This is a genomic window from Kitasatospora sp. NPDC056181, assembly GCF_042266225.1.
Taxonomy (GTDB): Bacteria; Actinomycetota; Actinomycetes; order Streptomycetales; family Streptomycetaceae; genus Kitasatospora.
Map to the genome: position 1 here is coordinate 1 of NZ_JBHJUK010000198.1, position 12,537 is coordinate 12,537.

Genomic DNA, 12,537 nt, shown 5'->3' on the forward strand with positions numbered 1-12,537 from the left:
GCGCTGCCGGACGAGGATTCGAACCCCGATCGCCTGATCCAGAGTCAGGTGTGCTGCCAGTTGCACCATCCGGCACGGTGGCGGCACATACGAAGAAGGGCCGCCCGGGCGGGGAACGGTCCCCGGGGCGGCCCGGCATCAAGGCCGGTCAGCGCACCACGAGGACGTCCCGCAGAACTGTGAACTCGAGGAGCGCTGATACGAGAAGCAGGTGAAGCCGTTCATCGTCGCGCTCCTTCCTGGTCATCCGGCGCGATGGGTCCACTGTGGCGCACCGCCGCCGGGCAGGGCAACGCATTTACCGTTGGCGGGCACCAAGCCGCCGGGCCCGCGCCCGGGCCGCAGCGTCCCGCCTGCCCGGCGCCCCCTCGCCCGCCACGCCGAAGACCTCCGGTCAGCGGCCGGATCCCTCCTCAAAACGCCCTCCCCCTGCCCGAACTACTCAAGCCGATGACCGGCACACCCCCACGTCTCTGTCTGCGCCCGCGTGAGCGACACGATCCCGCCCGGTCTCCGGTCCGGCAGCCCGCGGGCTGGCGGACCGCAAACCTCCCGCGGGCGCCGCCGGGAACAGGGCCGGGCAGCTGTCCCCGCCCGCCCCCAGGCAAGCGCAGCCCGGCGCCCGGGAACCGGGGTGGGGTCTGTGATCGCGGATGCGCCCGCGAGAGCCGCTTTCGCGGGCGAACGCCCGGTCCCCCGGCCTCAGCCGCATTCGGAACGCACACCGCAGGCGGGCCTCGACGGCTCGTCACGAGTGGTGCCGCGGGCCGGCAACGGCCGCCCGGCCCGTCTCCACCCTCCCGCACGGCAGTCCCGCGGCACCGGCCCGCCCGGAAGGCCGGGGCCTTCGGCAGCACCGTCCCCGGCGCTCATCGCGGTCGGCACCGACATCGAATCCGCTCGCCGCTGCGGAGCTGCTGAGACTGGGCTGCGGCAGCCTCGCCACCGGCGCCGGCCGGCGCCGCGCATGCAGGCGGCAGATGAAGCAGGTCGGCGGGCCCGGCGCCGCGAGGAGGGCTCGCACAACACCGGGCCGCACCAGGTCGGGCCGAGGGCTGGTCAGATCTGCTGGTCGGGGCCGTCCAGCCAAGTCTGCCAGCCCTACGGGGTGATGGTGAGTCCGAGACACTCGACTCCGGGTTCGCCCGCCTGGTGCCACCAGATGAGGGCCCGCTCGAAGTCGTCCCACAGACGGCGGCCGCCGAACTGGCGGACCAGGTGCACGGCCTCGCCTTCACGGAAGGTGACGGCGGCCCAGGCCGGAACGGTGAGCGAGTAGAGCCACAGCGTGCGAGCGCCGTCCTCATGCGGCTGGATCGCTTGGGTCACGTCGCGCAGGCACAGGCCGGCGGCGAACGGGAGCGGGTCGAACTTGCCGTGCGGCGGCAGGACGGCGGTGGAATGCATCACTGGAGCACCTCGGCGCGTCGGCCAGTGGCGATCACAGTACGGAGGGGAAACGCGATGAGCAGCGCGACAGCGATCAGGAGCCCACTCACCCACAGTGGTCCGAAGTCCCCGGCCGCGGTGCCGAGGGTGGTCGCGGCGACGAGCGGTCCGACGGCGGCGCCCACGTTGAGTGCCGCCGTCGCATACGAGCCGGCCATGGTGGGGGCTCCCGCCGCCTCGTAGAGGACCCTCGTGATCAGCGTGCTGCCCAGCGCGAACGACAGCGCGCCTTGAACGAACACGAGGGCAAGCAGAGCGGACCTGGGCGCGCACGATGCGCGGGCGGCGCTCACGGAGGTGCTGCGCAGGGGCGTGCTGGGTGAGTTCCCCGGTCTGTCGTACGGGTTCCATCACGTGTTGTACCGGCAGGCGGTCTACGACGACATCCCCGGGCCGGTGCGCACGGGGATGCACCGCAGGGCTGTCGGCGTGCTCGGGGAGGAGCCGTCGCCGCCGCTGGTGAAGATCGCCCACCACGCGCGGGCGGCGGGCGATGCGGCGGGCTGGCTGCGGTATGCGCAGGCGGCGGCCGAGCAGGCCGCGGCCGTCAGGGACGACGGCACGGCGGTGGTGCTCCTCAACGACATCCTTCAGCACCCGAACCTGGCCGCTGACGACCGTGCCCGCGCGGCGGTGGCGCTCAGCGAGGCGGTGGTGACGCGGATCGAGTACCGCCGAAGTACCGCGCTCCTCAAGCGCATCCTGCACGATCCGCAGCTGCCGGCGACTGTGAGCGGCTAGATCCGGCTGACCCTCGGGCGGCTGATGGTCAACCAGGACGACGACCCTGACGGGCGTCGTCAGCTGGAGCAGGCGATCGGGGAACTGGGGGAGGAGCGGCCGGAGAAGGCATCGCGTGCGATGGTCGCGCTGGCCCTGATGGACGACACCCCCGCCCAGGAACAGCGGCAGTGGCTGGAGCGTGCCGAGCGGTTGCTGGCAGGCAGCGGCGATGCAGCGGCCCGGGCCGCCTTCACCGTCAACAAACTGTCCTGCCTGGCCTCGCGTGGTGATCCCGGGGTGTGGGCCGAACTTGACGCACTTCCCCGCCTTGGGCCCGAGCCCATCCTGTTCGAGACCGCCCGCGGCCTCTACAACGGCGGCGAGGCCGCCGCGCTCCTTGGCCACGACGACCGGGCCCGGCGCCTGGCGCACGAGGCATGCCAGTTGGGGCTGCAGCTGGAGTCGGACATCCTCACCGGCTACGCCCGCGGCACCCTGTTCCACACCTCCTGGCGGCAGGGGCACTGGGACGCGGCGCAGGCTGAGCAGGACGCCCTGCGCTCCGACTACCCCGACCTCGTCACCGTGCAATGGGAGGACAAGCTGATCGCCGGCGCCACCGCCGTGGCACGTGGCGACCTCGTGCAGGGCCTGGAGTCGCTCACCGACATCGTGCGCAGCGGTACCAGCCGACACGTGCTGTGGGAGGCTGCGGCGTGGATCGCCAGGGTCCGCCTCACCCAGGACGACCCCGAGGCTTCCTGGGCACTACTGGAGCGCCCGCTGGCCCAGATGGGGGCCACCGACCACTGGGCCGCGGGCCACCCGTTGATCCCGGTTGTCGTCCGCACCGCTCTGTCGCTCGGCAACACCGGCACGGCGCGCGACGTCACGGCGAGCGCCGAGACGGCCACGGCGGACTGTGACACACCCGCGGCCCATGCCGCCCTGCACACGGCACGAGGGCTCCTGGCCTCCGGCGCCGCCCGTGTCGCCCACTTCGAGCAGGCGCTCACCGCCCGCCAGGCAATTGCACGCCCCTACGACACGGCTCTGGCGATGGAGGACTGCGCCGACGCGCTGTCCGACGCCTCACCTGACAAGGCAGTTGACCTCCTTCATCGGGCCCTCGCGACCTACGAAGGACTGCGCGCCGAGTGGGACGCAGGCCGCTGCACCCACGCCCTGCGCCGGCTGGGCGCGATCCGACCGCAGCCGCGCGGGCGGGCGGGCTACGGCAACAAACTGTCACCGCGCGAACTCCAAGTGGCCCGGTACCTGGCCCGCGGCGCCACCAACAAGGAGATAGCCCAAGCGCTATTCCTCTCCCCACGGACCGTCGAACAGCACGTCCACAAGGTTCTGCGAAAACTCGACGTCGCCCGCGCCAACGTCCCGGGCGTCATCCTCTCGCCGGGCAACGACGGGCCGGACTCCGGTCACGGGGGCAGTGGGTAGGGGAAGCCGCTGCGGTGCAGCGGAGTCGACCGCACTGCCGTGACCGTCCGGCCGCTGTGGCATGCGAGTTCTGTGACCTTGGTGTCCCGGCCGAACCCGCCCTGCGACCCGCGCCGACAACCGCGGGAAGATCACATCACCCGGATACCCCCGGACCTCCCCGCCCACCGGCCCCGCGCGGCAACCGGGGAAGTAGGGCGAAGCCCCCCCCGGGCGGGCTTCGCCCCCCGCGCTTCCGACGTGCCCGGGCCCCGTCTCACGCCACGCGCACTGCACGCCCGGGGCCGAACCGCCTGGGGACTCCTGGGGAGCGGCCGTGGTGGTGGCCACCGGTCTACCGTCGGCCGGGCGGGCCGTGGCACACGGCGGCCACTGGCGAGGACGGGCGCGGGGCGCCCGGGCCGGTCGCACTGTCGATCTCGGCGGTGAGTGTTCGGGTCTGACACCTACTCGCCGGTATGTGCCACGATGCGCCGAAAGCGGCCCCCGGTACGCATCGGCGGGACCAGGCGCGTCCCGTGCTGCCGCCGGTGTGGCCGGAGCGGGCCGCCTTCACGGGGAGGAACGCCGATGGCCGACGAGGACCTGCCGACACACCTGTGCCGCCTGGGGCTGACCCGCCGCGAGGCGGAGGTCTACGTGGCGCTGCTCGCCACCGGATCCGGGGACACCGGACACCCGCCCGACGAGCCGGGGCCCGACAGCGAGGCGCACCTCGCGCACCTGCGCCGGCTCGGACTGGTCACCGTCTCGGACGTCGGTGGGCTCCACCGGCACGTACCGGTGGAGCCCACCGTCGCGCTGGAGTTCCTGGCGCACAGCCGCAGCGCGGAGCTGCGCGAGGCCCAGCAGGCGGCCGCCAACGCCTACCGCGGGTACCGGCGTTCGGTGAGCCCGCATCCCACCGACAACCTGGTGGAGGTGGTCACCGGCGACTCGATCATCGAGCGGATCGAGACCATCGAGGAGGCGGCCGAGAGCGAGGTGCTGCGCTTCGACTCGCCGCCGTACCACACCAACGGCTCCGCCAATCCGATCGAGATCGAGAACCTGAGGCAGGGCGTGGAGTACCGGGTCGTGTACTCCAGATCGGCGGTGCAGAACGCGGCGTACTACGCGGTGAACATCCAGCCGTCCATCGCCGCGGGGGAGCAGGCCCGGATCCTGCCGACCGTGCCGGTGAAGCTGACGGTCTTCGACCGGCGGCTGGCCATCGTGTCGATGTCGTTCGTCGAGGCCGAGGTCAACGACTCGCTGCTGCTGGTCCATCCGTCCAGCCTGCTGTCCGCGCTCACCGGGCTGTTCGAGACCTCGTGGCGGGCGGCGCTGCCGATGCACCTGGGGGAGCGGGTGCCGTCGGCGCTCAGCCCGCTCCACCGGCGGATCGTCGAACTGCTCGCCACCGGTGTCACCGACGACACCATCGCCGAGCTGCTGGGCGTCAGCCGCCGCACCCTCTCCCGCCACCTGGAGCAGCTCAGCTCCCGGGCGGGTTCGGTCACCCGCTTCCAGATGGCGCTGCACGCCGCCCGCAACGGCTGGATCTGACCTGGTCACGGGCGGTTCCCGGGGCTCCGGGAACCGCTCCTTCGCCATGCCCGGAGCAGGCCAGGAGCGGCCTGGGCGCCCCCGCCGCGTGCGAGACCTCCCTGGCCAGACCGCGCCATTGGCGGTAAGTGGCTTCTGGCGGCCTGTTTCTGACGGTACTTCTGTTGCCCGGCCCGCCGCCGGAGTGGAGTGATCGCCCACCCCCACGGCGAACCCCGGTCGACGGCCCGGAAGCCGCCGCCGGTACCCCGCTCCCCGCGTCGGCGGACCCCGCCGCACACTCCCCCCGAGGAATCACCGTGCCCCTGTACCGCGCACGCCGCCATGCCCGCAGGACGAAACTCACCACCGTGGCCGCCACCACCGTCGTCGCCGCCGCGGCCGCCGCCGTGGTCATCAACCCGGCGAGCGCCAGTCAACGGGCCGCCGAGGAGGTCCGGACGCCCGGCGACCCGATAGCCGGCCGCTACCTGGTGGTGTTCAAGGACGACACCGCACCGGGCACGGCGGCCCCGGACCCCGCCGCCGCGTCCGTCGCCGACCGGCTGGCGCACACCTACGGCGGCACCGTCCGCACCGTGTTCGACACCGCGCTGCACGGCTACGCCGCCGAGATGAGCCCGGCCCAGGCACGGCAGGTGGCGTCCGACCCCGCGGTCGCCTCGGTGGAGCAGGACAGCACCCAGCACCTGGACGCCGCGCCGGAGGCCGCGCAGGCGGCGTCGGTGGCCGGCTGGGGCCTGGACCGGATCGACCAGCGCAACCTGCCGCTGGACAACAGCTACACCGCGCCGAACACCGCCTCCAACGTCACCGTCTACCTGGTCGACAGCGGACTGCGCACCACCCACAGCCAGTTCGGCGGCCGGGCCGTCATCGGGGTGGACCTGGTCGGCGACGGCCGCAACGGCGCCGACTGCCTCGGCCACGGCACCCACGTCGCGGGCACGGTCGGCGGCAAGGACTACGGCGTGGCCAAGGGCGTGCAGCTGGTCTCCGTGCGGGTCACCCCCTGCAACGACTCCATCCCCACCTCCTCCGTCGTCTCCGCCGCTGACTGGATCACCAAGCACGCCGTCAAGCCGGCCGTGGTCAACATGAGCATCAACGGCGGCGTCAGCTCCGCCGAGGACAAGGCGATCCGCGACTCCATCGCCTCCGGCGTCACCTGGGTGGTCTCCTCCGGCAACAGCAACGCCGACGCCTGCAAGAACTCGCCCGGCGACATCGCCGAGGCCGTCGTCGTGAACAACTCCACCTCCGACGACCAGCGGCGCTCGGACTCCAACTGGGGCTCGTGCACCGACCTGTTCGCCCCCGGCACCGGCATCACGTCGGCCTGGAACACCGGGGACAACGACAGCCACAACCTGACCGGCACCTCGATGGCCGCGCCGCACGTCACCGGCGCCGCGGCGCTCTACCTGTCGGCCCACCCCACGGCCACCCCCGCCCAGGTCCAGGACGCGCTGATCAAGGCTGCCACCACCGGCAAGATCGGCAGCGCCGGCACCAACACCCCCAACCGGCTCCTCTACGTCAAGAGCCTGGGCGACAACCCCACCAAGTGACCCCCGACCAACACCCGACCCAGGAGGAAACCGTGTCCAACCCCACCACCGGCCGCCACCGCTGCAGCCGCAAGAAGATCGCCCTCGCCGTCGCCGTGCCCACGGCCGTGGCGGGCAGCCTCGCCACCACCCTGGTGGGCATCGGCTCGGCCTCGGCGTCGACCACGATGCCGAAGCCGGACCACGTGGTCGTGGTCATGATGGAGAACCACGCGTACAAGCAGATCATCGGCAGCAGCGACGCGCCGTACCTGAACTCGCTCGCCACGGGCGGCGCCGTCCTCAAGGCCTCGTACGGCATCACCCATCCCAGCCAGCCCAACTACTTCGCCGTCTTCTCCGGCAGCACCCAGGGCATCACCGACGACAGCTGCTACAAGGCCGGCTCGATGACCGCCGCCAACCTCGCCTCCGAGGTGATCGCGGCCGGCAGGACCTGGGGCAGCTACAACGAGTCGCTTCCCCGCGAGGGCTCCACCACCTGCAAGAGCGGCAAGTACGCCCAGAAGCACAGCCCCTGGTTCGCGTTCAAGAACGTGCCCACCGACACCGGCCACACGTTCGCGCAGTTCCCGGGCGACTTCACCGAGCTGCCCGCGGTCTCCTTCGTCACCCCCAACCTCTGCTCCGACATGCACGACTGCAGCGTGGGCACCGGCGACAGCTGGATCCAGAGCAACCTCGGCGCGTACGCGAACTGGGCCAGGACCCACAACAGCCTGCTGATCGTCACCTACGACGAGGACGACAAGCAGAGCGGCAACCAGATCCCCACCGTGCTGTACGGACAGCCCGTCAAGCCCGGCAGCGCACCGACCACCAAGTACAACCACTACGACGTGCTCCGCACCCTGGAGGACCTCGCCGGGACCGGCAAGCACGCCGGCAAGGCCGCCAACGCCACCGACATCGCCGGCGTCTGGAACTGACCGTGTACCTCGCGGACAGCCGACGCCCCGCGGCGTCCGCCGCCGCCCCGGCCCCCGGGCCGGGGCGGTCCGCGCGGATCGCCCCCACCGTCCTCGCCCTCGGCACGGTCAGCCTGGTCACCGACGTCTCCTCCGAGATGGTCACCGCCGTCCTGCCGCTCTACTTGGTCGCCGCCCTCGGCGTCTCCCCGCTCGGCTTCGGTGTGCTGGACGGCCTCTTCAGCGGCGCCTCCGCCACCCTGCGCCTGCTCGGCGGCCTCCTCGGCGACCGGGGCGGCGGCCGCCACAAGGCCGTCGCCGCTGCCGGCTACGGCCTCTCCGCGCTCTGCCGCCCGGCCCTGCTGCTGGTCTCCACCGCGTCGCTGATCGGCCTCGTCCTCGCCGCCGACCGGGTCGGCAAAGGCCTGCGCACCGCACCCCGCGACGCCATGATCTCGCTCGCCACCCCGCCCGAACGGCGCGGCCGCGCCTTCGGCGTCCACCGGGCGATGGACACTGTCGGCGCACTCAGCGGCCCCCTGCTCGCCTTCCTCATCCTGCGCACCGCCCCCGGCGCCTACCGCGCCGTCTTCACCGTCAGCTCGTACGTCGCCGCCCTCGGCGTGCTCGTCCTGGTCCTCCTCGTCCCCGGCCGCAGCCTCCGCCCCACCCTGCGGGCCCGCGGACCGCGCCCACGGCTCGGCGTACTGCTCCGCCTGCCCGCCCTGCGCCGGATCACCGCCTGCGCCGCCCTGCTCGGACTCGCCACCGTCAGCGACTCCTTCCTCTACCTGCTGCTGCAGCGCCGCCTCCACCTCCCCGCGGGCTGGTTCCCGTTACTGCCGCTCGGCACCGCCGCCGTCTACCTGCTGCTCGCCGTCCCGCTCGGCGCGATCGCCGACCGGATCGGACGCCGGCGCGCGTTCGTGCTCGGGCACGCCGCCCTGCTTACCGGCTACGGACTGCTGCTCGCTCTCCCCGGCGGCGGCCTCTCGCCCGCCGCCGCGGTCCTGCTCCTGCACGGACTCTTCTACGCCGCCACCGACGGCACCCTGGCCGCCGTCGCGGCGGGCGCCGTTCCCGAGGAGCGGCGCGGCGCCGGCCTCGCCCTGGTCGGCACCGGCCAGGCCGCCGGGCGCTTCCTCTGCTCGCTCGCGGTCGGCGCGCTGTGGACCCGGTGGGGCGACACCACCGCCCTGGCCGTGATGGCCGCCGCCCTCACCGCCGCCGTCACCGTCGCCGTCCGCCTGCTGGGCCGCATCACCGGCGACCCGGAGCGGGCGACCGCCGACCGCCCTGCCACCCACTGATCCCCGTCCCCCGATGACCGGAAGAGGCCCCCGCGCATGACCTTCGGCCGCCGTCTCCTCGTCCTGCTGGTTGCCGCCGCCCTGCTCCTCGGGGCCGGTGTCTGGACCGTCCTGCGTGCCGGGGACCCGGCCCGGGGCGGCGACCGGGCGGGGGACGGGCCGCCGGCCAGGGCGGGCGCCGTCACCCTCGGGCCGCACGGCGACGGGCCGCGACTGGTCTTCCGCAGCCTGACCTGGGGCTCCCGGCGCGACCACCTCGCCGCGGTCCCGCTCGCCGACCCCGCCGCGACCCGGACGGTGGCGGCGCCCGCCTGCCTGCGCTTCCACGCCGCCGCCGGCACCGGAATCTGCCTGCAGGCCGTCCACGGCGTCCTGCAGGACACCTACCGCGCGGTCGTCCTCGACGCCGACCTGAACGAGCGGCGCCACTACGACCTGGCCGGCATCCCCACCCGCGCCCGGGTGTCGCCGTCGGGCCACCTCGTCGCCTGGACGGTCTTCGTCGGCGGTGACTCCTACGCCGGCACCGACTTCTCCACCCGCACCTCGATCCTCGACACCCGCACCTGGACGCTGCAGGACGACCTGGAGAGCTACGCCATAACCCTGGACGGCCACCCCTACCACGCCGCCGACACCAACATCTGGGGCGTCACCTTCGCCGACGACGAGCACTTCTACGCCACCCTCGCCACCGGCGGGCACACCTGGCTGGTCGCCGGCGACGCCGTCGCCCGCACCCTCACCACCCTGCACGGCAACGTCGAATGCCCGTCCCTGTCGCCCGACGGCTCCCGCGTCGCCTACAAGAAGCGGGTCCACGGACTGCCCGACGACGCCCCCTGGCGGCTGTACGTCCTCGACCTGGCGACCATGACCGAGACCGTGACCGCGGAGCAGCGCACCATCGACGACCAGGCCCTGTGGCTCGACGACCGCACCCTCGCCTACGCCCTCCCGGGCGACGACGGCAGCGACCTGTGGACAGTCCTCGCCGACGGCACCGGCAGCCCTGCCCTGCTCGTCGCCGCCGCGCTCGCCCCCGCTGTCGTCCGGTGACCCGGCGCACGGCCGGACAAGCGGGGGCGTCAGTCGGCGAGCAGCAGCGCGGCGACCGCCTCCGGCGCCTCGTGCATGGCGTCGTGCCCGGTCGGGAGGTCGTGGACCCGCCACCCGGGGTCGGCGAGCAGCCTGGTGCGCAGTTCGGTGAACGGCGTCCGGTCCGCCCACCCCGAGCAGTGGACGAACTCCCGCCGGGGGACCTGGTCGACCGCGCCGGTCAGCCGGACCGCCTGCAGGAACGAGGCGAGCGGATGCGGCCGACGCCGGGGATCGCCGCCGTCCGGCGGCCGCACGGTGAAGCCGGTGGCCGCGGCGCCGGTCGCGAAGACCTCCCGGAAGTGCGCGTTGGTCGCCGACCAGCAGGACTCGCCGTCGCGCGGCACGTAGGCGTCCAGGTGCACCAGGCGTGCGATCCGGCCGCCGGCGCGGTCGGCAGCGGCCGCGATCACCATCCCGGCGTAGCTGTGGCCGACCAGCGTCACGCCGGTGAGGCGGTGGCGGTCGAGGTGGCGCAGGACGTCCCCGGCGTGCGTGTCGAGGTCGGCGGTCGCCACCGTCGCCTCGTCGTCGTCCGGCCCCAGCCCGGTCAGCGTCAGGGCGTGGACCGCGTGACCGGCGCGTTCCAGCAGCGGAACCACCGCCTCGAACGACCAGGCGCCCTTCCAGGCGCCCGGCACCAGGACGAACGTCGCCATGTGCTTCTCCTTCCGTTCCCAGCCGCGGGCAGTGCGGCTGACGAGCACTCGGTACGGAGACCACCCTCGCCGGATCGGGGCGCGGCGGGTTAGCGCTACGCTGCCAGGAGATGCCCGTTCCCCGCCAACCTCGCCGACCCGCCGGTGCGACGTCCCAGCTGTGGCCGTCCGGCGGGCGCCACCTCTGGCCGTCCGGCGGAGCGAGCGCGGCGCAGTCGCACCCCCGGGGACACCTGGTGTACGCGGCCGGCGGCGTCCTGACGCTCCACACGGAGCACGGCAGCTGGATCGTTCCCGCCAACCGGGTCGCCTGGACCCCGGCCGGGTTCACGCACCGTCACCGTGCGCACGGCGACACCGACATGCGGATCGTCTTCCTCCCGCCGTCCCTCGCCCGGCTTGTACCGGACCGTCCCGTCGTCTTCGAGGCCTCGGGCCTCGCCCGCGAAGTCCTGCTCGCCCTGACCCGCCCCCGCGATCACGACGGCGCCGCGCCCGGCCACCGCCGCACCGCGCGCACCCGCCTGCTGCGCGTCCTCGTCGACGAACTTCGCGAAGCCCCCGAGCAGCCGCTGCACCTGCCGGAGCCGCGGGACGACCGGTTGCGGGCCGTCGCCCGGAGGCTGGCCAAGAATCCGGCGGACGACGCCACGCTGGCCGAACTCGGGCGGGAGGTCGGGGCCGGCTCCCGCACCCTCAGTCGACTGTTCCGCGCCGAGCTCGGCATGACCTTCTACGAGTGGCGCACCCAACTGCGCGTCCACCACGCGCTGGTGCTCCTCGCCGACGGCCACGACACCGTCCGGACCGCCCATGCCTGCGGCTGGGCCAACCCCAGCGGCTTCATCGCGGCGTTCAGCGCTGTGGTCGGAACGACCCCGGGCCGCTACCGGGCAGCTCAGGTCCCGACGACATCATGTGCGGGCCGCCGGCGTGGGGACTGATGCGGTGTGGTCCATGGCTCCGCTGGGATCGGACGGGGGGACTACCGGCCGGACCGCTACTACGTCGTCGGCCCCATCATGTGCGCGCCACGCGGTCGCCGGGCACGGCACGCTGACGGTTACCGCACGCGCATCAGGACAGCGGCCGCTGATCGGCCGGCGCGATCGGCCAGATCCAGGCGCACAGGCGAACGCCCGCCCGGGAAAATACGCCCTCTCCAGCAAGTGCTCGTCGGCGACCTGGTCGAAGGTGGGCTCGCTGGTGGCGATCGACTCGGACCGTACGGGCGCCGGGTCGGCTGCGCGCGGCCGACAGTTCGGACGGCTGGGTGTCGGTGGTGGCCGGGATGCTGGGCGGCATGGACGACGATGCGCTGATGCGGGGCCGGGTGTACGGTGCGGACCACGACGATCCGGATCCGGGGCCGCGGCCGGGCCGTGTCTACCGGGAGCTGGTGGCCGGCCCGCTCGACGGGCTGCTGCTGGACGTGACCGGCTGGAGCCGGGAAGAGCTTGACGACGGCGCTGCGCTGGCCACCGAGATCGGCGCCTATGGCGCGGGCGGGCGCGCTCACTACGGGCCGCGGCCGGGCAACGGCCGGTACTGGGACTGGGAGGGCGACAGCGCCTGAGCCTCTGATCGGCCAGAAGGCCGCCACCCGTCGGTGGCGGCCTTCGTGGGCTTTCTCGGAGCGGGTTCACGGTAGCGACTGCCACTGACACTGACAGCGCTGACCGGGTCTCCGGTGGTCGTGGCTCTGCCGCTGGCCGACGCCCTGCTGGGCCGTCAATGCCCCAGCCCGGGGTGCGCCCGGTGCCGCCGCCGGGGTGGCTCGTTGGTAGGGCATGGCGGATGAGGTGGGTGCCGG

General features: G+C 73.4%; 11 protein-coding genes, 1 tRNA gene and 1 pseudogene. 9 read left to right on the top strand and 4 right to left on the bottom strand.

Annotated features, from left to right (window positions below; translation table 11 throughout):
- Nucleotides 1–3: 3 nt before the first annotated feature.
- The 3 genes and pseudogenes from ACFC1F_RS39500 to ACFC1F_RS39510 form a co-directional block, all read right to left on the bottom strand.
- Nucleotides 4–75: transfer RNA gene (locus ACFC1F_RS39500), tRNA-Gln, on the bottom strand.
- Between the two features lie 1,026 nt (nucleotides 76–1,101).
- A complete protein-coding gene (locus ACFC1F_RS39505; RefSeq protein WP_376166063.1) occupies nucleotides 1,102–1,407 on the bottom strand; it encodes a hypothetical protein in 306 nt (101 codons plus the stop codon).
- Nucleotides 1,407–1,706: pseudogene (locus ACFC1F_RS39510) on the bottom strand (Cmx/CmrA family chloramphenicol efflux MFS transporter); the annotation flags it as partial. The gene ACFC1F_RS39505 and the pseudogene ACFC1F_RS39510, both read right to left, overlap by 1 nt.
- 55 nt (nucleotides 1,707–1,761) lie before the next feature.
- On the opposite strand from ACFC1F_RS39510, the gene ACFC1F_RS39515 reads away from it, so the two are divergent.
- The 7 genes from ACFC1F_RS39515 (at nucleotide 1,762) to ACFC1F_RS39545 (ending at nucleotide 10,026) form a co-directional block, all read left to right on the top strand.
- A complete protein-coding gene (locus ACFC1F_RS39515; protein WP_376166065.1) occupies nucleotides 1,762–2,190 on the top strand; it encodes a hypothetical protein in 429 nt (142 codons plus the stop codon).
- Between the two features lie 24 nt (nucleotides 2,191–2,214).
- The gene (locus ACFC1F_RS39520) at nucleotides 2,215–3,630 is read left to right on the top strand and encodes a LuxR C-terminal-related transcriptional regulator (RefSeq protein WP_376166067.1); all 1,416 of its coding nucleotides are present in this window, start codon (nucleotides 2,215–2,217) and stop codon (nucleotides 3,628–3,630) included.
- Between the two features lie 570 nt (nucleotides 3,631–4,200).
- A complete protein-coding gene (locus ACFC1F_RS39525) occupies nucleotides 4,201–5,178 on the top strand; it encodes a helix-turn-helix domain-containing protein (RefSeq protein ID WP_376166069.1) in 978 nt (325 codons plus the stop codon).
- A 299-nt stretch (nucleotides 5,179–5,477) separates the two neighbouring features.
- On the top strand, nucleotides 5,478–6,749 hold the full coding sequence (locus ACFC1F_RS39530; protein WP_376166071.1) for a S8 family peptidase: 1,272 nt from the start codon (nucleotides 5,478–5,480) through the stop codon (nucleotides 6,747–6,749).
- A gap of 32 nt (nucleotides 6,750–6,781) precedes the next feature.
- Nucleotides 6,782–7,678, top strand: coding sequence for an alkaline phosphatase family protein (locus ACFC1F_RS39535; protein ID WP_376166074.1), 897 nt, complete (start codon nucleotides 6,782–6,784; stop codon nucleotides 7,676–7,678).
- Between the two features lie 2 nt (nucleotides 7,679–7,680).
- Nucleotides 7,681–8,967 carry an MFS transporter gene (locus tag ACFC1F_RS39540; protein WP_376166077.1) on the top strand — a complete coding sequence of 429 codons (1,287 nt, stop codon included), beginning with the start codon at nucleotides 7,681–7,683 and terminating at the stop codon, nucleotides 8,965–8,967.
- Nucleotides 8,968–9,003: 36 nt separating this feature from the next.
- The gene (locus ACFC1F_RS39545) at nucleotides 9,004–10,026 is read left to right on the top strand and encodes a TolB-like translocation protein (protein WP_376166080.1); all 1,023 of its coding nucleotides are present in this window, start codon (nucleotides 9,004–9,006) and stop codon (nucleotides 10,024–10,026) included.
- Nucleotides 10,027–10,055: 29 nt separating this feature from the next.
- Here ACFC1F_RS39545 and ACFC1F_RS39550 read toward each other — a convergent pair whose 3' ends face one another.
- The gene (locus ACFC1F_RS39550) at nucleotides 10,056–10,724 is read right to left on the bottom strand and encodes an alpha/beta fold hydrolase (RefSeq protein WP_376166082.1); all 669 of its coding nucleotides are present in this window, start codon (nucleotides 10,722–10,724) and stop codon (nucleotides 10,056–10,058) included.
- Between the two features lie 110 nt (nucleotides 10,725–10,834).
- Between ACFC1F_RS39550 and ACFC1F_RS39555 the strand changes: the two genes are divergently transcribed.
- Together ACFC1F_RS39555 and ACFC1F_RS39560 are read left to right on the top strand one after the other, a co-directional pair.
- Complete coding sequence (locus tag ACFC1F_RS39555; protein ID WP_376166085.1) at nucleotides 10,835–11,668, top strand: helix-turn-helix domain-containing protein; 834 nt, start codon at nucleotides 10,835–10,837, stop codon at nucleotides 11,666–11,668.
- 359 nt (nucleotides 11,669–12,027) lie between these two features.
- Complete coding sequence (locus ACFC1F_RS39560; protein WP_209416982.1) at nucleotides 12,028–12,300, top strand: hypothetical protein; 273 nt, start codon at nucleotides 12,028–12,030, stop codon at nucleotides 12,298–12,300.
- The last annotated feature ends 237 nt before the right edge of the window (nucleotides 12,301–12,537 follow it).